The 20,690-nt window shown below is 42.1% G+C and carries 10 protein-coding genes; 7 read left to right on the forward strand and 3 right to left on the reverse strand.

The window, feature by feature from the left end:
* Window positions 1–252: 252 nt before the first annotated feature.
* Window positions 253–1,923, forward strand: coding sequence for an ammonium transporter (locus tag BMY21_RS14460; protein WP_074645421.1), 1,671 nt, complete (start codon window positions 253–255; stop codon window positions 1,921–1,923).
* Window positions 1,924–2,136: 213 nt separating this feature from the next.
* A complete protein-coding gene (locus BMY21_RS14465) occupies window positions 2,137–3,456 on the forward strand; it encodes a formylglycine-generating enzyme family protein (RefSeq protein WP_074645424.1) in 1,320 nt (439 codons plus the stop codon).
* Between the two features lie 234 nt (window positions 3,457–3,690).
* On the opposite strand, the gene BMY21_RS14470 is transcribed toward BMY21_RS14465, so the two are convergent.
* On the reverse strand, window positions 3,691–4,575 hold the full coding sequence (locus BMY21_RS14470) for an alpha/beta hydrolase family protein (protein ID WP_074645425.1): 885 nt from the start codon (window positions 4,573–4,575) through the stop codon (window positions 3,691–3,693).
* A 386-nt stretch (window positions 4,576–4,961) separates the two neighbouring features.
* On the opposite strand from BMY21_RS14470, the gene asnB reads away from it, so the two are divergent.
* Window positions 4,962–6,716, forward strand: coding sequence for an asparagine synthase B (asnB, locus tag BMY21_RS14475; protein WP_074645427.1), 1,755 nt, complete (start codon window positions 4,962–4,964; stop codon window positions 6,714–6,716).
* Here asnB and BMY21_RS14480 read toward each other — a convergent pair.
* Entirely contained in the window at window positions 6,713–8,101 is a 1,389-nt protein-coding gene (locus tag BMY21_RS14480) for an HD domain-containing phosphohydrolase (RefSeq protein WP_074645429.1), read from the reverse strand. The two genes, asnB and BMY21_RS14480, sit on opposite strands and share 4 nt — an antisense overlap.
* Before the next feature lie 329 nt (window positions 8,102–8,430).
* Between BMY21_RS14480 and BMY21_RS14485 the strand changes: the two genes are divergently transcribed.
* Both BMY21_RS14485 and BMY21_RS14490 read left to right on the forward strand, forming a co-directional pair.
* Window positions 8,431–13,020 carry a glutamate synthase-related protein gene (locus BMY21_RS14485; protein WP_083379890.1) on the forward strand — a complete coding sequence of 1,530 codons (4,590 nt, stop codon included), beginning with the start codon at window positions 8,431–8,433 and terminating at the stop codon, window positions 13,018–13,020.
* Window positions 13,021–13,115: 95 nt separating this feature from the next.
* Complete coding sequence (locus BMY21_RS14490; RefSeq protein ID WP_074645431.1) at window positions 13,116–14,297, forward strand: aldo/keto reductase; 1,182 nt, start codon at window positions 13,116–13,118, stop codon at window positions 14,295–14,297.
* Between the two features lies 1 nt (window position 14,298).
* Here BMY21_RS14490 and BMY21_RS14495 read toward each other — a convergent pair whose 3' ends face one another.
* A complete protein-coding gene (locus BMY21_RS14495; protein ID WP_074645432.1) occupies window positions 14,299–16,107 on the reverse strand; it encodes an EAL domain-containing protein in 1,809 nt (602 codons plus the stop codon).
* Between the two features lie 373 nt (window positions 16,108–16,480).
* Between BMY21_RS14495 and BMY21_RS14500 the strand changes: the two genes are divergently transcribed.
* A complete protein-coding gene (locus tag BMY21_RS14500) occupies window positions 16,481–18,889 on the forward strand; it encodes a phosphoketolase family protein (protein WP_074645434.1) in 2,409 nt (802 codons plus the stop codon).
* A 162-nt stretch (window positions 18,890–19,051) separates the two neighbouring features.
* Entirely contained in the window at window positions 19,052–20,596 is a 1,545-nt protein-coding gene (locus BMY21_RS14505; protein WP_074645436.1) for a glutamate synthase subunit beta, read from the forward strand.
* Window positions 20,597–20,690: the final 94 nt, after the last annotated feature.

The following is a 20,690-nucleotide window of genomic DNA, read 5'->3' on the forward strand; positions in this document are numbered from 1 at the left end:
ATGACGCTGTGGATACGACGTTTTCTAACTAACGTTCGTTATTTGCAGCGTTTATTTTTTAGGCGGCGATGATGTCGAACATTTGTGCACAATGTTTGGATTATCGCCGTTTTTTTTTGCGCTCATGCAGACAACTGCTTACGCAGTTGCAGCATAGCTCAACTATACAATGACGCTAAAGCGCATTGTAAATTAGCTTCAAAACTGACAACCTACGGTTGCAGTTTAACCCATATACGGAGGTTAATAAATATGAGTGAAGTTTGGAGTGTGTGGTTTTTGATCGGCGCTGCACTTGTATTCTTTATGCAGTGCGGATTCGCAATGGTAGAAACCGGTTTTACAAGAGCGAAGAATGCAGGTAACATCATCATGAAAAACCTGATGGATTTCTGTATCGGAACTCCTATGTTTATGCTGCTCGGATTCGGCTTGATGATGAGCGAGAATTATTTCTTTGGTTTGATTGGTAAACCAAATATGCAGTTGTTTACAAACTTTGCGGAAGGAGACTGGTCTGCATTTGTGTTCAACCTGGTATTCTGTGCAACTGCTGCAACAATCGTTTCTGGTTCTATGGCAGAACGAACTAAGTTCAGTGCTTACTGTATTTACTCTGCTGTAATTTCTGCAGTTGTTTATCCTATTGAAGCTGGTTGGGTATGGAACCCACAGGGCTGGCTTGTTCAACTTGGTTTCGTAGACTTTGCCGGTGGTGCTGCAATTCACTCAGTTGGTGGTACAGCAGCTTTGATTGGTGCAATTTTCCTTGGTCCACGTATTGGAAAGTATGATTATGATAAGGACGGAAAGGTAACAAAGGTACACGCTATTCCTGGTCACTCTTTGACTCTTGGTGCTCTTGGAACTTTCATCCTCTGGTTCGGATGGTACGGATTCAACGGTGCTGCTTGTACTCAGCTTCTTGGTGTTGGTGGTCTTGCTGCTGTATTCACAACAACAACAATTGCTCCTGCAGTTGCTGCTGTTACAACAATGATTTTCACATGGATTAAGAACGGTAAGCCTGATGTTTCTATGACACTCAACGCTTCACTTGCAGGTCTTGTTGCAATCACTCCTACTTGTGCTACTGTAGATGCTCTTGGTGCATCAATCATCGGTATTGTTTCTGGTATCATCGTAGTAGTTGTTGTTGAGTTCCTTGATATGAAGCTCCACATTGATGACCCGGTTGGTGCTGTTGCAGTTCACCTTGCAAACGGTATCTGGGGTACTTTGAGTGATGGCCTTTTCAACGTTGAAAACGGTGTATTCTACGGCGGCGGATTCAAGCACCTTGGTGTTCAGTGTCTCGGTGAGTTCACAATTGTTCTTTGGACAGCAGCTTGTATGCTTGTTACATTCACATTGATTAAGAAGCTTCACGGACTTCGTGCAAGCCGCGAAGAAGAAATCATCGGTCTTGATAAGCTTGAGCACGGTATTGATTCAAGCTACGCTGGATTTATCATGGCTCCTCAGGTTATGACAGAAGGTGCTGCAGGTGGAGAATCAAGCGTTCCTGTTGAAAAGGCAGTTCCAGTTGCAAAGGCTACAAGCCGTCCGGATGCAAAGTTCCACATGGTTACAATCATTACTCGCCAGAGCAAGTTCGACGAACTCAAGGCAGCAATGAACGACATCAATGTAACAGGTATGACAGTTACAAACGTACTTGGTTGCGGACAGCAGCACGGAAACGTTCAGAAGTACCGTGGTGTTGAAATGGATATTACACTTCTTCCAAAGATTAAGGTTGATATCGTAGTAAGCGAAGTTCCAGTAGACCTCGTAGTAACAGCTGCTAAGGAAGTTCTTTACACAGGCCACATCGGCGACGGAAAGATCTTCGTATACGATGTTCAGAACGTTGTTAAGGTTAGAACTGGCGAAGAAGGATACGAGGCTTTGCAGGATTAGGCTAACTAACGTTAGGTTGTTTTCTATTTACTCATAATATTTGCCCGGCGAAAGCCGGGCGTTTTTTTATATCTTCGATTCCAGACCAGTTAGGAATGTTTGTTTAAAATAAATATAATAAGTTGTTATATTTAAAACAGATAAAAGGACATAAATGAGCTGAATTGGTAAAATAGTTAAAAAAATTTCAAAAAACATAGGAGAAAAATGTTTATGAAAAAAATGAAATTGATTGCCTTAGCGGCAATGATGGTACTGTCGTCAGCTTTTACAGGCTGTAATAATTCAGTTGGAACAGAACCTGCAAATGAAACTCAAAAACAAAATGAGATGGCATTTGTTATACAGCTTCCAGAAGCAACCAAAGCAAGAGTTGCATATTATGAACAATCTGATGCAACATCTTACAAAGTACAGCTTTTGAAATCTGGTACAGTTCTTAAGACTGAAACTGGCAATCCAGGCGACAAAATCAGACTTACAGTAGCAGAAGAAGGCTCTTACTCAATTCAGGTAACAGCCTATAAAGACACTACAGTAATTGCAGAAGGTTTGTCACCAGTTTCAATCAGCCTTGCAGATGGCGATGTAAAGGTAAATGTAAAACTGATTCCAAATGCAAAAGAAGTTGGTATTGATGTTGAGATTGAATGGGGAAGTGGAGCAGAAACACCTGTTTTATCAGCTAACTTTGTAAAGGTAGAAGGTTCTACGGTTGCAGGAGGTACAAAGTTTGCTTATTCAGGAAACTTGTATAATGATGATTATCTTAAAGGTGTATTCCGCAAAGGCCGTACAGTAACTATAGATAGTTTTTACATGTGCGACCATGAGGTAACTCAGGCAGAATATGTAAGTATAATGGGAACTAATCCTAGTGGTTTTAACAATAATGCAGCAGGTGGTGAAGTTCAGGAGAACCTGCCTGTAGAAAGTGTAAGCTGGTATAACGCAATTGTATATTGTAATAAAAGAAGTATTGCAGAAAAGCTTACACCTTGCTATTCAATTAGTGGCAGTACGAATCCAGCAGACTGGGGAGAAGTTCCTGCAAGCAGTGATTCAACATGGGACGCAGTAAACTGTAATTTCAAGACAAGCGGATATCGATTACCAACAGAAGTTGAATGGGAATATGCTGCACTTGGGGGAAAAAATGGTGTAACAGCAGATGATCCAACAGATTTCGCAGGAACAAACGACATATCAGAACTTGGTGAATATGCTTGGTATACATCAAATAGTGGAAGTAAAACACATGAGGTGAGAAAGAAATTATCAAATGCTCTAGGCCTTTATGATATGTCTGGAAATGTATGGGAATGGTGCTGGGATTGGTATGATAATGAAAATACTCCAAGCATAATATCTTCAACACCTGCAACTGGCGTGACGTCTGGTTCCAGCCGCGTTGTACGTGGTGGTAGCTGGAACGTTGTTGCCGAGTACTGCTCTGTTGCGGACCGGTGCTACGACCACCCGGATGACCGCTTCGACCGTCTTGGCTTCCGCGTGGTTCGCTCCGCTCAGTAATACCCTTAAAAAAAACTTCTGTATGGAATGGGGAGCTACCCCTTCTCCTAGGGGGACGCAGCAAGCTGCTTTTCCCCTAACCCCCCCCTTTATCTACAGAAATCCTAACACGGAAGCGGCCTGCTGTGGTTTAACCGGGTAGAATTTAGAGTAGAGTTCTGCATCAGAAATTACTGTTTTGACGATAAATGTTCAAAACGATAATACTTTGCTTAGTTTTATATAGACAAAGTATTATGATTCGATAACTTCTTTGAGCCAGCCAAGAATTCCGTTTGGAAGTTCCGGATATATGGGTGTTCCATCATCAAACATAAGGTTACAGTGCATAGAATTGATAAGACAGTGTTGACCTATTTCAACTCCGATGTTTATGGATGCAATTCCTTTATCACCGTTGTAAACCCATTCTGGAGTAAAAATATAACTGTGTTTCATCTGTTTAAGGCGAGGTAAGTGTGGAATAATTTTTGTTTGATATTCATTGTATTCATCATGTTTACTGACTGCCAGAAAAAGCCAGATATTGTTTTGATCATAGCGATCTAGGGTTTTATTATCAGAAATATCAGATGTTCCGATTGGGATAAGTGCATCAAAATAATCGGTATAAGCATCAACGATTCTAAAGCATATCGAGGCTCCAAGAGAATGCCCAAATATAATCTTCTTACTTATTGCTACATCTTTAGAAGTAATCGTTTTTATAAAATATTCTATCAAACCATGAATCTGTGGAATATAAGTCTCGTTCCAGTAGCCATGACAATTACCCTCTGTGTCACGATATTCATTTGCCAAAGGAATCAAAATATAGGCTCCACCAAGAACTTTTTGGTATTCATCCTTTGCATAAAATTCTGCTCCAGAATAATTGATACAGATATCCCCTTCTAGAGAATTTGCAAAACCGTGAAGAAAAATCAAAACTGGATATTGTTTACCTTTTGGAAAACCATGCTCTGTTGGATCATAATAGTAATATTTGAGATTAGCTTCTTCGAATAGCCCTTTGTGGAAGCGTGAGAAATACTCACCGACTTTATATGTTGGCGAATACGAGATAAAAGAACCTTTTGGAATTTCATTTGCCCATGGTGGGAGTGAATTTGTACTCATAGATTTTCTCTCTAAAATTTTATTAAATTTGCTATGCCGATATTTTAATAAGGGCAACTAGGCATAGTTATATTATACACCTTATTACGATTTATTGACACAAAATAATCAAAGTTGTATAAAATATATACGACAAAGAGGCCGTAGATAATATTTCGCAAATTTGCGAGGTACTGTCTACGGCCTTTTTCGTTTTTAGACTGAATTTGGAGGAAAAGGGAAATCGCTGAGATTTTTGGAAGAGGAAGATTCTAAAAAGTTGTTTCACGTATTTGCAACTTTTTTAACGAATCTTCGGTTTGCCACGGAGCCGATTGGAGGTAAAAACCTAAATTGGATTTTTCCGTGGGAAAATCCAATTTTTAACGGTTTTTCCTATTGTAGGCATGTGCGGCTTTGTAGGAGCATTTGATTTAAACAGTGGTAGCGCGCCGATTGCGGAGGGATTAAAAGAGGAGCTTCGTGCGCAGGTTTTGGAGATGTCTAAAAAAATTCGTCACCGTGGTCCGGATTGGAGCGGTGTATATACCGGCAATAATGCGATTTTGAGTCACGAGCGTCTTTCAATTGTAGACCCACTTTCTGGAAAGCAGCCGCTGGTTAGTGATGATGAAAAAATCATTCTTGCGGCAAACGGTGAAATCTATAATCACAAGGAAATCCGTGCCCGTTTCGAAGGCAGCTACAAGTTCCGCACAGGAAGTGATTGTGAGGTAATAATTCCTCTTTATAAAAAATACCGCGAGTCTGGCGACTTTTCAAAAATGATTGAAGAGCTTTCGGGTATTTTTGCTTTCGCGCTTTATGACAGCGAGCACGATGTTTACCTCATTGCCCGCGACGAAATTGGCGTTATCCCTCTCTATCAGGGCTGGGACAAGGCCGGCCGTTATTATGTAGCCAGCGAGCTCAAGGCTCTCGAAGGCGACTGTCAGACAATCGAAGAGTTTCCGAACGGACATTACTTCTACTCAAAAGACGAGAAACCAACCCGTTGGTATCACCGTGACTGGGAGTCATTCGATGCAGTAAAGAACGCACCTAAAGCAACAGACGACAAGGGCGAAGTTATAAACCCAAGTGTAATCGAAAAAGTTTGCAACGGACTCGAATCTGCTGTAAAGGCACAGCTGATGTCCGACGTTCCATACGGCGTTCTTCTTTCTGGCGGTCTCGACTCATCAATCATCGCGGCTGTAACTCAGAAATACAGTAAAAAACGAATTGAAACAGACAGTAAGGAAGCAGCCTGGTGGCCACAGCTCCACTCATTTGCAGTTGGACTCGAAGGTTCTCCAGACCTCATCGCTGCACAGAAAGCCGCAGATTATATAGGAACCGTTCACCACGAAGTTCACTTTACAATTCAGGAAGCCCTCGATGCTCTTCCAGATGTAATCTATCATATCGAAACTTACGACATCACAACTGTTCGTGCCAGCACCCCTATGTACCTGCTTGCGCGCGTAATCAAATCTATGGGAATCAAAATGGTTCTTTCGGGCGAGGGTAGTGATGAGCTTTTCGGCGGATACCTTTACTTCCACAAGGCTCCAAATGCACAGGAGTTCCACGAGGAGCTCGTTCGCAAGATGAGTAAGCTTCATCTTTACGACTGTCTCCGTGCAAACAAGTCTCTTATGGCATGGGGTGTAGAAGGCCGCGTTCCTTTCCTTGATAAAGATTTTATTGATATTGCAATGGGCTTGAATCCATCTGATAAAATGAACATCAAACTGCCGGACGGCAAACAGCGCATGGAAAAATGGATTTTGCGTAAAGCCTTTGAAGATCTTCTTCCAGAAAGCATAGCATGGCGTCAGAAGGAACAGTTTAGTGACGGTGTAGGCTACAACTGGATTGATACCCTTAAAAAGATGACAGAAGAAAAAGTAAGCGATGCAGAGTTTGCACGCCGTGAAAACCGTTTCCCTGTAAATCCTCCAAAAACAAAAGAGGAATATTATTACCGCGAAATCTACAGCCGCCTCTTCCCAAGCGACAGTGCAGCCCGCTGTGTACCACACGAAGCCGGAGTTGCCTGTTCAACGGCTAAAGCACTTGAGTGGGATGCAGCCTGGAAGAACATGGACGAGCCTAGTGGACGTGCCATTGCCGGGGTTCATGATAAAGCTTACTAATCTATATACTTAAAGCTTTCATTGACGGAAGCGGCTTTTCCCTTGATCTGAAGGAATTCATGAGCAATAATCGGATCAAAGTGAATGCCGCTTCCTTCGTATATTATCTTAAAGGCTTCTTCATAAGACATTGGAGATTTATAAACTCTCGGCGAAACCAGTGCATCAAAAACATCTGCAATTGCCATAATTCTTGCACATAAAGGAATTTCACTTCCCTTCAGATTATCAGGATAACCAGTGCCATCCCATTTTTCATGATGATATTTTGCAATATTAGCAGTAATGTCTATGTATTCCGGATCTTCATAGCCATCCATAATTTCATGTACGATACGACCGCCTTCCGAAGCATGTCTTTTCATTTGAGTAAATTCATCATCTGTCAGATAACCAGGCTTTTTTAAGATTGCATCAGGAACAACGATTTTTCCGATATCATGCATAGGTGCTGCACGTTTTAAAAATCTTACATAACGCGGATTAAGGATTTCTGAATAATGATTGTTTTTCATTAACTGAACCGCAAGAAGTTCAACATAAGCTCTTGTTCGTCGAACATGTTCGCCTGTATCTTCGTCGCGGTTTTCAACAAGGTTGGAAAGACTTTCGATTGTGTGATTCTGCATCTTGATTACAGCGAGCTTAGAACGTTCGATTTCAGATAGTTTTTCCTTCAACTCATTTTCTTTTTCATCAAGTTCAACTTCAGTATAATCCAGAGAAGTTTCCAGCCTGTGGTTTTCGAAAATGACCATTATCAGAAAAGTGATGGAATAGCCTGTAGTAATAAGATATAGTCCATGTTGAGTTAACTGAATAATCTGGGCAATCTGCGGAAATAATACAAAGGAAAGAATTGTAGCTACTTTCTGAGCTTTCAGAGTCTTTCGATTTGATATGAGATATATAATCATTAAGACATAAATCAAAGCTTGAAGAGAATAAGGAATAAAAATTAAAGGTCCGTACTCTTTTGAATTATCTGCATGAAGTACATAATACGCACCAGTAAAAGGTGTTAAAATCAGGAAAAAACTAAAGACAATGGTTATAGCAAGCAGAGAAATTGTAAGAGCTTTTTTGAAGCGGTTTTGATTAAGATAAAGAACAATAAAAATTATCGTTATATCGATAATTGCAAAAACTGCAAGGTACATAATAAAAATCGCAATTGAGCATATTATGTAATATACAGTTCCTGTTTTTGTTCTGAAAAGCAGATAGCAGGTATGCGTCGCAGCCAGAATAATGTTCGAAATTACCATCCACTTAATCCAGTTTTGCTGTTTAGTTATGGTATTGCGGCGTAAAGCAATTGAGATAATTAGAATAATGCCCAGAAATATATTATAAATATTCAGGGCGATGTTTACAGGTGTCATTTTTTTCTTCTCTCCGATATGTTCTCACACCCAATTATAAATTATATCATGGTATTTAGAGATTTTTCAAATAAAAAGTATTACCGTAAAAATACTTCAGGTGATTTTGTTTCTTTTTATAGAATACTTGACTATGATTATAAAAATTCATTATTATTAAAGAACTAAACGGCAAAGAGGTCGTAGATAGAATTTCGGATTTAACGAGATTGTGTCTACGGCCTTTTTTGTTTTTAGATATTTTATCTCAAAGTCGGCAATGGGGCTGCGTGTACAGAAATAGAAATTCTGTGCGTGCGGCCTTTGCTTTTTTCTGGAGTATGACGAAGATGAAAACTTTATACGAGCCAAGTTTTGAACACGACAACTGTGGAATTGGAGCTGTAGTTAATATTGATGGAAGTAAGTCACACAAAATTGTGGACAATGCTCTGAGTATTGTTGAAAAACTGGAACATCGCGCAGGTAAAGACGCGAGTGGTGAAACAGGAGACGGTGTTGGAATCCTGGTTCAGATTAGTCATGATTTTTTTAAGAAGGAAGCTGTTGACCTTGTTGGAAAACTCGGTGAACGTGAATACGGAATTGGTCAGTTCTTCTTCCCTGCTGACGGCGCAGCCCCAGAAAAAGCCCGTTTCGAAGCCTGTGTAAAAGCTGAAGGACTTAAGTTCCTTGGCTGGCGTAAGGTTCCTGTAAAGGCAGAAGTGCTCGGTAAGAAAGCCCGCGACTGTATGCCGGAAATCTGGCAGGGATTTGTTGAGAAGCCTGCTGATTGTGAGACGGGGATTGAGTTTGACCGCAAGCTTTATATTGTGAGACGTGAGTTTGAAAAGGCCGACGCCGCTCATAAGACTTACGTTTGTTCTTTGAGCAGCCGTACAATCGTTTACAAAGGAATGTTCCTTGTACACGAGCTTCGTACTTTCTACAACGATCTTCAGTCTGCAGACTACGCTTCAAGCCTCGCAATCGTGCACTCTCGCTTTTCTACAAACACACAGCCAAGCTGGCAGCGTGCTCATCCAAACCGCTTCATAGCACACAATGGTGAAATCAATACAATCCGCGGAAACGTAGACCGTATGCTCGCCCGCGAAGAAACTGTTGAATCAAAGAAGCTTTCCGGCGACCAGATGAAAAAGGTTCTGCCTGCTGTAGATACAACTGGTTCCGACTCTGCAATGCTCGACAACACACTCGAGTTCCTTTTGATGAACGGCGTTCCTCTTCCACTCGCAGTTATGATGTGTATCCCGGAGCCTTGGAAGCACGACGACAATATGCCTTCTCTCAAAAAAGATTTCTATCACTACTGGGCAACCATGATGGAAAGCTGGGACGGTCCTGCCGCAATTCTGTTCAGTGATGGTGACCTTCTTGGTGCAACTCTCGACCGCAACGGACTTCGTCCAAGCCGCTACTACATCACAAAAGACGGAATGCTTATCCTCAGTTCAGAGGTTGGTGTTCTCGACATCCCTGAAGAAAATATCAAAATCAAATCACGCCTTCAACCGGGCCGCATTCTCCTCGTAGATACAGTTCAGAAAAAAATCATCAGCGACGAAGAATGTAAAAATCAGTATGCAAATCTTTTCCCTTATGGCGAATGGATTGATATGAATCTTGTTCATCTTGCTGATCTTAAAATCCCTAACAAAAAGATTCCGGTTCATACTCTTGAAGAGCGCAATATTTTGTACCGCGCTTTCGGCTGGAATTATGAAGATGTAAATGAAATGGTTCTGCCAATGGCAAAGAATGGCGTTGAACCTACCGCAAGTATGGGGGTTGATACACCGCTTGCTGTTATGAGTGAAAAACATCCGAGCCTCTTCAGTTATTTCAAGCAGCTGTTCGCTCAGGTAACTAACCCGCCGATCGACAGCCTCCGCGAAAAAATTGTAACAGACACAACAGTTTATGTTGGAACTGATGGAAACCTTCTCGAACCAACTCCAAAGAACTGCCGTGTTCTCGAAATTAATAATCCAATTCTTACAGGTACAGATCTTATAAAAATTGCGGCTCTCAATCAGCCCGGCTTGAGATCTAAAACTCTTTCGATTTTATTTGAAGTAGGAGGGGAAAGCCTTCCCCTCGCTCCAGCCGGCGAGCCGTCTTCCGCTACCCCTTCTAGCGGGGACACCCCGCAACGCCCCGCACTTGAACGTGCCCTCGAGAATCTCTTCTCACAAATCGACGCTGCCTACGCCGAAGGCTACAACATCATCATCCTCAGCGACCGCGGTGTAGACAAAACCCACGCTGCTATCCCTGCAATTCTTGCAACCTCTGCTGTTGAACAGTACCTCATCCGTACAAAGAAACGCACTGCTGTTTCAATCATTCTTGAGACTGCCGAGGTTCGTGATGTTCATCAGGCTGCAATGTGTTTGAGCTACGGTGCTCGTGCAATCAATCCTTACCTTGCTCACGAAGCAATTTCCGAGCTCATCGATCAGAAGCTTTTGGACAAGGATTATCACACAGCAATCGATGACTACAACAAAGCAATCATAAATGGAATTGTAAAGATTGCCGCAAAGATGGGAATCTCTACAATTCAGTCTTACCAGTCTGCTCAGATTTTTGAAGCAGTTGGTATTGCATCTGATGTTATTGAAAAATACTTTACAAATACAGTAAGCCGTGTTGGTGGTGTAAGCCTCAAGGAAATAGAAGAGGATGTACGCTACCATCACGATCAGGGCTTTGACCCAGCCGGTCTTACAGTAAACCAGCATCTCGACTCGTTCGGAAAGCATAAGTTCCGCCGCGGTCCTCAGGCAGAAAGTCACCTTTATAATCCTGAGACAATCGTGGCTCTTCAGCAGGCAACCCGCAACGGAGACTACGCACGCTTTAAGGAATACACAGCTCTTGTTGATTCAAATGATCATCCTCATACTCTGCGTGCAATGCTCGACTTCAACTATGAGTCTGGCAAAGAGATTTCAATTGATGAAGTAGAAAGCGTAGATGAAATCGTAAAGCGCTTTAAGACTGGTGCCATGTCTTACGGTTCAATTTCTGAAGAAGCACACAAGTGCATGGCAGCCGCTATGAATCACCTTCACGGAAAATCAAACTCTGGTGAAGGAGGAGAAAAGCCTGAGCGCCTTGGAACAGAATATAACTCGGCAATCAAACAGGTTGCTTCCGGCCGCTTCGGTGTTACAGAAGAGTACCTCCTCAGCGCACAGGAAATTCAGATTAAGATGGCCCAGGGAGCAAAGCCGGGTGAAGGTGGACATCTTCCTGGTAAAAAGGTTTATCCATGGATTGCAAAGACACGTTATGCAACTCCTGGTGTAGCCCTCATTTCGCCACCACCTCATCATGATATTTATTCTATTGAAGACCTTGCTCAGTTGATTTACGATTTGAAAAATGCTAACCGCGCTGCCCGCATCTCTGTTAAGCTTGTAAGTGAAGCAGGTGTTGGTACAATTGCTGCCGGTGTTGCAAAGGCCGGTGCTCAGGTAATTTTGATTTCCGGACACGACGGTGGTACTGGTGCAGCCCCAATCAGCTCAATTCACCACGCAGGTTTGCCATGGGAGCTTGGTCTTGCCGAGACTCATCAGACTTTGATTCAGAATGGTCTTCGCGGTCGTGTTGTAATTGAGACAGACGGTAAGCTTATGAGCGGACGCGACGTTGTAATTGCAGCTCTTCTTGGTGCTGAGGAATTTGGTTTTGCAACTGCTCCTCTTATTTCTATGGGATGTTCTATGATGCGCGTGTGCCAGCTGGATACCTGTCCGTTTGGTGTTGCAACTCAGAACGAAAAGCTCCGTGCTAAGTTCCCTGGAAAACCAGAGTACGTTGAAAACTTCATGAAGTTCATCGCACAGGAAATGCGCGAGATTATGGCAAAGCTCGGAGTTCACTCAGTTGAAGAACTCTGCGGTCGTACAGACCTCCTCAAGCTTAAAGATAAGCAGGGCTTCAAGAGAGCCGGCCTCGTAGATATGAGCCGAGTACTTGCAACTTCAGCCGAAGATAAAGACGCTTGGAAAGCAGACCGTTCTCTCTTTAATTTCGAACTCGAAAAGCGCATCGACCTCACAAAGCTTGTTCCAGATTTCGAAAAAGGAAAGACAGAAGATGCAATCGATATCCAGTCAACCGACCGAACGGTAGGAACGATTCTCGGTTCAGAAATCCAGAAGAAATTCGGCAACACTCTTGCCGACGATACATACTGCGTAAACTTCAAGGGTGGAGCAGGTCAGAGTTTTGGTGCCTTCATTCCAAAGGGACTCACACTCCGTCTCACAGGCGATGCAAACGACGCCTTCGGTAAGGGGTTGAGCGGTGGTAAACTTGTAATTACAAAGCCGGCAACCTTCGACGGTGCGGCTGACAGCAATATAATAGTAGGAAACGTAGCTCTCTTTGGTGCAACATCAGGTACAGCCTTTATCAACGGTGTAGCCGGTGAACGCTTCTGTGTTCGTAACTCAGGTGCGACAGTTGTAGCAGAAGGCTGTGGTGACCATGGCCTTGAATATATGACAGGTGGAACTGCAGTAATTCTTGGCGGAACTGGAAAGAACCTCTGTGCCGGAATGAGCGGCGGTGTTGCTTATGTTATGGATGAGAACCACGACCTCTACAAGCGTCTCAACCACGAACTGGTTAAGATGTATGCCCTCGATGATGAGACAACAACTCTCAGCGGTTCAACAGACGAAGCACGTCTCCACGCTCTCATTGAACAGCATGCAAAAGAAACCGGCAGTGAACGTGCAAAGGCAATTCTTGCAGACTGGGACAATATGAAGTCAAAGTTCAAGAAAATCATTCCTAACGATTACCTTCGCATCATGAAGGAAATCGCAGAGCAGGAAAAGACAATTTCTGATCACGAAGAAGCAGTTCTTGCGGCTTTCAGAAAATGTACTGCTTAGGAAATTGGGCGGATACCCGAATTCGGTAAATATTTAGACTTTAATATAACAAAAAATTACTACCAAATTCACGAATTTGGTAGTAATTTTTTAATATGCAGTATAGGAACGATAAAAACGGAAATCCAATCTCTCTTTTAGGCTATGGTTGTATGCGTTTTACAACCAGTATGGGCGCTATCGACATTGATAAAGCGGAAAAAGAAATTATGGAAGCTTACAATGCCGGTGTTAATTATTTTGATACCGCCTATATTTATACGGGTAGTGAAGCAGCTCTCGGAACCATCGTTAAGAAAAAAAATATCCGCGATAAAATAAAAATCGCGACAAAGCTTCCACAATATCTTGTAAATAATAAAGCAGCCCTCGACCGTTATTTTAATGAGGAACTTTCGCGCCTTCAGACAGATTATGTTGATTATTATCTCATGCATCATCTAACAGATTATGTTGCCTGGGAAAATCTGAAAAAGAACGGTGTTCTCGACTGGATTGCAGAAAAGAAAAAATCCGGTGCCATCAGAAACATCGGTTTTTCTTTCCACGGCGATACAGAAATGTTTATGAAGATTCTTCATGATTATGACTGGGATATTTGTCTTGTTCAGTATAATTATCTTGATGAATTTGCTCAGGCCGGACGTGCAGGTGTAGAAGAAGCGCACCGCCTCGGTATACCAGTTTTGATAATGGAGCCTTTGCGCGGTGGAAAGCTCGTAGACCTTTTACCAGAAACTGCAAAAAAGATGATTAAGGAAAATCCTCGCGGCTGGTCTCCTGCAGAGTGGGCTTTCCGCTGGCTGTTTAATCAGGAAGCTGTTACCTGTGTTTTAAGCGGAATGAATTCAATCGAAATGATTCAGGAAAACTGCCGCGTTGCAAGCGAAGCAAAAGCCGGAGAGTTTACACAGAATGATATTGATTTTCTCGAAAAAATCAAAAAAGAAATCAACTCTAAAATGAAGGTTAATTGTACAGCCTGCCGTTACTGTATGCCTTGTCCTAAGAATGTTGATATTCCTGCAATCTTCCGTTGTTACAACGAAATGTACACAGAAAGTAAACATTCAGGTCGCTGGGAATTTGCTCAGACTGTAGGGCTTCGTAAACAGAATCAGACGGCAAGTCAGTGTATAGGCTGCGGCAAATGTGAAAAGCATTGCCCTCAGAATATCGCAATCCGGGAAGAACTCAAAAAAGCCGATAAAGCCCTTCGTCCGATTACTTATAAAATCGGAATTGCTGTAGCGAAGAAGTTTATGCTGAAGAAATAAATTAAAGATATTTCTTTTCGTATTCCTCAATTGGAATCGGCTTGCTGTAATAGTAGCCCTGAATGATTTCACATCCCAGGCAGCGAAGTTTGTCTACCTGTGCCTTTTGTTCGGCACCTTCTGCAAGGCAGACAAACTTGAGTTCTTTTGCAAGAGAAATAATATGGCGAATGACAGTGAGATCTTTTTCACTGTCATCTACAGAGCCAACCTTATCTACAAAACTCTTGTCAATTTTGAGGGTATCGAGCGGCATCTGGGTAAGCAGTGAAAGGGAAGAGTAGCCCGTACCAAAATCATCCATAGAAATCTTAAAGCCCTTTTCACGAAGCCCGTTAAGAATAAAGATAATCTGTTTCATGTCATCATAGCTGGCGCTTTCTGTTAATTCAAAATCAATATATTTATGGTCTACACCGTAGGAATCAACAATGCCGGTTAGATAATCAATCAGATTATTGTCGTACATGCGTGTGCGGGAAAGGTTTACCGAAATCGGATAAAGCTCACGACCTTCCTTATTCCATTCAGCCAGAGCAGCGCATACTTTTGAAAGAACAATATCGTCCACCTTGTCGATTGAGCCATCCTTTTCAAAGAACGGAATAAAACGGTATGGAGGCATAAATTCCTTATTCTTATAATTCCAGCGGATAAGTGCTTCTGCACCTTTTATCTTTTCCTGATTGATATCAAACTTTGGCTGAAGATAAACAACAAATTCATCATTCTTAATCGCCGTATCAAGATAAGCCTTTATGTAATTTCCCCACAGAATATCATCATGCATCTTATCGGTATAAATCGTAATGTCTGTGTGGTTAGAAGTCTGGCCTAATGACTGCGCCAGTTTTCCTGCATCAGCAACTCGGTTTCCGGAAAGCATTGCACGCTGCATTGGAACAACACCACAGCGGAAGTAGATTTTATAATCAGGATCTTCTTCGATATGCGAAAGTTTTTCAAAAAAGTCATTCAGAAATTCAATTGTCTGATCATCTGGCATATCTTTAATCATCATTGCAAAATTGTCGTTGTGACATCTTGCGCTGGCGTAGATATATTCTGATTCTTTCATTGCAGTTGATATGTTGGAAAGCACTTTATTCGCTGTAATATGACCGTAAACTTCATTTAATACACGGAACTCTTTAACATCAAAATGTACAAAAGTATAATCCTTAATTCCTGCAATCATTGGCATTTCAAGGAATGGCAAAAGATGATTCCAGTTCTGATGCTTTGTAATCGGATCAAGAAAAGCCATTTCATATAGAAACTTTTTATCAAAGGATTCTATGTCATCATTGATAATATTACTTGCCCATTCCTGATTGAGCTTCCATTCATAGAGAATTCTGATTTTCTTACTTCCAGGGAACACTCCGATTACACCTGGATTCTGTTTAATGGACAAGTCGCTGAAGGCTCTATGTGCATAATCCTTCTTTGCAACCTGTTCAAAAATCTGATGAATAGAATTGATATCTATTTCTATTTCATTATCTATTTCGATGGAATAAAAAAATGCCTCATCAAGAATAAGTGATTTAAGATTTTCTGGATAAGAGATTCGGTCATCATCCAGTCGGTATTCAATTCCAATTACTTTGTCGATATGACTGTCGTTTCCGTTGCGGGAAATATAGAAAATTCCAGGATAATCATAAGTTCCAAAGGCGTTTGCATGGTTACCAATTTCATCATTCAGATTGCCACGATAGAAGTTATGAATATCTTCATCACTAGCATTCTGATAAAAGAGAATTCGTTTTGGTTTGTAGAGCTGATTTAATTTATTGATAAACATTTTAACACCCCGTTTTTATCCTGCTTTTATTGTAGCGCACGAAATCATTCTTCGCCAGTTTTTTTTTAATACATACAGTTTTTGAGATTACCGATTTTTGTATTTTAAACATTCTTAAGTGTTATTATTGGGTCATAAATAGGTTATAAACGAAAAATGCCCCTTTTTGAAAACTGAAAATGGGTAAAAATGATTTTATAGCAAAATAAAAATGTCTTATAAACTTGAAAGTGCCCCTTTTTAAAATAAAAAATGGGTAAAATTTGCGTTAAAGCGTTAAAATCCTCTTGCAATAAAACCTGTATGTCAGTAAACTCACTACGTAATTTTTTAGGGGGAAGCCTAAGGGTAAACCCCTAATCAGGAGTATTATATGTCTAAAAAGGCAAAACGTATTGAAGATTCAGAAGAATACTTCAACAGACTTGATCAGTACTGGCGTGCAACTAACTATCTTGCAGCTGCCCAGCTTTACATGAAAGAGAATCCTCTTTTGAGAAAGCCTTTAACACGCGATCAGGTAAAAACAAAAATCGTTGGTCACTGGGGTACAGTTCCAGGCCAGAACTTTGTGTATACTCACTTGAACAGAGCTATCACAAAATACAACCTCGACATGATTCTTATTTCAGGTCCAGGACATGGAGGAAACTTCTTCGTAGCTAACTCTTATCTTGAAGGTTACTATTCAGAGGTTTATCCAAACGTAAGTCTTGATGAAGAAGGTATGAGCCGTCTCTGCAAGCAGTTCTCATTCCCAGGTGGAATCTCAAGCCACGTTGCTCCAGAAACTCCAGGTTCTATCAATGAAGGTGGTGAGCTTGGTTATTCTATCGCTCACGCATTTGGTTCTGTATTTGATAATCCTAACCTCATTACAACTTGTATCGTAGGTGATGGTGAAGCAGAAACTGGTCCATTGGCTACAGCATGGCATTCAAACAAATTCCTTAATCCTGTAACTGACGGTGCAGTTCTTCCAATTCTCCACCTCAACGGATATAAGATTTCTAACCCAACTGTATTTGCACGTATTTCTAAGGACGAAGTAAAGAGCTTCTTCCACGGATGCGGATGGGAGCCAATCTTTGTTGAAGCTGCTCCAGATACAGATCACATGGAAGTACACCACGCAATGGCTGCTGCTGTTGACCGCTGTATCGAAAAGATTCAGAAGATCCAGCGCGATGCTCGTGTAAACGGAAAGACAGAACGCCCATTCTGGCCTATGATCGTTCTCCGCACCCCAAAGGGATGGACAGGTCCAAAGTTCAATGACGACGGACTTCCAATTGAAAACTCATTCCGTGCACACCAGGTTCCTATCGACCTTACAAAGCCGGATCCAAATGAAGCTAAACACATGAAAGAGCTCGAAGCATGGCTCAAGTCTTACAAACCGGAAGAACTCTTCGACGAGAACTACCGTCTCAAGGCAGAAATCCAGGCTATCGCTCCAAAGGGTGAACACAGAATTTCTGCTAACCCACATGCAAACGGTGGAAACCTTCTTAAGGACCTCCGCACACCAGACTTCAAAAAATATGCTCTCGAAGTTAAAACTCCTGGAAGCGTAAAAGCTCAGGATATGAAAGAGCTCGGAAACTATATCCGCGATGTTCTTAAGCTCAACGAAGACAACAAGAACTTCCGTATCTTCGGACCAGATGAGTCTATGTCTAACAGACTTTATGCTGCATTCGAAGCTACAAACCGCGACTTCAACGCAGAAATCCTTCCAACAGATGATAAACTCGCTCATAACGGACGTATCATGGACTCATACCTTTCTGAGCATATGTGTGAAGGATGGCTCGAAGGTTACCTCCTTACAGGTCGTCACGGATTCTTCGCAAGCTACGAAGCATTCATTCGTATCATCGACTCAATGGCTTCTCAGCATGCAAAATGGCTCAAGGTTTGCTCACAGCTCAAGTGGCGTGCTCCAATCGCATCTTTGAACCTCATCCTTACATCAAACGTATGGCAGCAGGACCACAATGGATTCACACATCAGGATCCAGGATTCCTCGATCATATTTCTAACAAAAAGGCTGACGTTGTACGTATGTACTTGCCGCCTGATACAAACTGTCTTCTTTCTACATTCGACCACTGTATTAAGAGCAAGAACTACGTAAATGTAATTGTTGCTTCTAAGCACCCAAGCTGCCAGTGGCTCACAATGGATCAGGCAGTTAAGCACTGTACTCAGGGTATTGGTATCTGGGACTGGGCTTCTAATGATGATGGACAGGAACCAGACCTCGTAATGGCTTGTTGTGGTGATACACCAACTCTCGAAGCACTTGCTGCTACAACAATCCTCCGCGACAATATTCCAGATCTTAAGATCCGTTTTGTAAACGTTGTAGACTTGATGAAGCTTCAGAGCGATCATCAGCATCCACACGGACTCAGCGAAAGCGAATACAATGCATTGTTCACAAAGGACAAGCCAATTATTTTCGCATTCCACGGATATCCAAAGCTGGTACACGAGCTTACATATCTTCGTGAAAACCGCAACCTCCACGTTTACGGATACCACGAAGAAGGTACAATCACAACTCCGTTCGACATGCGCGTACAGAACAAGATTGACCGCTTTGACCTCGTAAAGGCTGCATTGCAGTACCTGCCACAGCTCGGAAACAAGTCTAGCCACCTCGTTCAGAAGATGAATGATACACTTGTTGCTCACAAGCAGCACATCTCAGAACTCGGTGAAGATTTGCCAGAGGTAGTAAACTGGAAGTGGCATACACCAGAAACTAAATAGTTTTCTGTGTACTACTGATTTTTACCAATTATTGCAACTTGACAACAATATGTCATTTTGCAATAATATAGAAACAATTTAGTTTAAGGCAAAGGCGCCGTAAAAAGAGTCTGAAATTTCGGATTCTTCTTACGGCGCCTTTTTTATTTTGCGAGGAAAAAAATGGCAAAACCAACAGGATTCATGGATTATAAACGTGTGGAAAACGGCAGTGTTGAGCCGCTTGTACGAATTACAAACTTCAAAGAATTCCATCCTAAACTTGATGAAAAAGCCCGTCGTGAGCAGGCTGCCCGCTGTATGAACTGCGGTGTTCCTATGTGCCAGAGTGCTATGAAGCTTTCCGGAATGGTTACCGGTTGTCCGCTTCACAATTATATTCCAGAATGGAACGACGCCCTTTATAACGGCCAGTTTGATATGGCTGCATGGCGTCTTTTGAAAACTTCAAGTTTTCCTGAATTTACAGGGCGTGTTTGCCCGGCCCTCTGTGAAAAAGCCTGTAACTGTGGATCTCCTGTGGTAGGCGAGAGTGCCGTTACTGTTCATGACAACGAACTTTTTATTATCGAAAAAGCTTTTGAAACCGGATATATGAAGCCGGAGATTCCTGCAAATCGCAGTGGAAAAAAGATTGCTGTAATTGGTGCGGGCCCTGCAGGTCTTGCCTGTGCAGACTGGCTCAATCGTCGCGGGCATTCAGTTACAGTTTATGAGCGAGAAGATAAGGCCGGCGGACTTTTGATGTACGGCATCCCAAATATGAAACTCGACAAAAAGATTGTTGACCGCCGTATTGAACTGATGAAGGCAGAAGGCGTTGAGTTTGTTTTCAATGCTGATGTCGGCCACGATTACGCTGCTTCACAGATTCTTCAGGATTTTGATGCTGTGGCTTTGTGCTGTGGTGCTAAAAAGGCGAGAGCCCTCGCGGCAGCAGGAATGGATAAGCTGAATAAGGGCGCTGCCGGTGGAGTTATGTTTGCCGTAGATTTCCTTACAGCAGTTACAAAGAGTGTTGTTCAGACAAATGAAGCTCTCGAAAAAATTGGAACAGAGTCTACAAATGATCAGATTGCTTCTGCACTTGCTGCAAAATCAGGTATTGAAGTTCGTGGTAAAAACGTTGTGATTGTAGGTGGTGGTGATACAGGTAATGACTGCTGTGGTTCTGCAATCCGTCTTGGAGCAAGCGGGGTAGTTCAGATTGAGATGATGCCTTGTCCTCCTGTTGAACGTGCCGCAAACAATCCATGGCCGGAGTGGCCAAAAGTACTTAAGGTTGATTACGGTGCAGAAGAATCAATCGCTAAGTTCGGTCACGACCCTCGTGTTTATGAAACAACTGTAAAAGAAGTTATTAGCGAAAACGGTCACATCACAGCCGTAAAAACAATAGAAGTTGAGTTCAAGATGATTGATGGAAAACGTCAGCTGGTTGAACGCGCAGGAACAGAAAAAACTCTGCCTTGTGATTTGCTTCTGGTAGCTGCAGGTTTTGTAGGCTGCGAAGAGTATACTGCAAATGCTTTCGGAGTTGAACTTGGACCTCGCGGTACAGTTGCTTCTCCTGCTCCTGAAAATTATGCGACAGGAACTGCAAAAATCTTTACTGCCGGAGATATGCATCGCGGTCAGTCACTGGTTGTCTGGGCCATTTCTGAAGGTCGTGAATGTGCTAAACAGATTGATGAATATCTGGAATAACATCCAAAGGAATTTTAAAAGTTGTCAAAAAGATTTTCTATGTTACAATAGTTTATAAATAAGAAATCAATAAAAAAAACTAATTGTTTTCTTG

The organism is Treponema bryantii (genome assembly GCF_900111035.1).
GTDB classification, from domain to species: domain Bacteria; phylum Spirochaetota; class Spirochaetia; order Treponematales; family Treponemataceae; genus Treponema_D; species Treponema_D bryantii_C.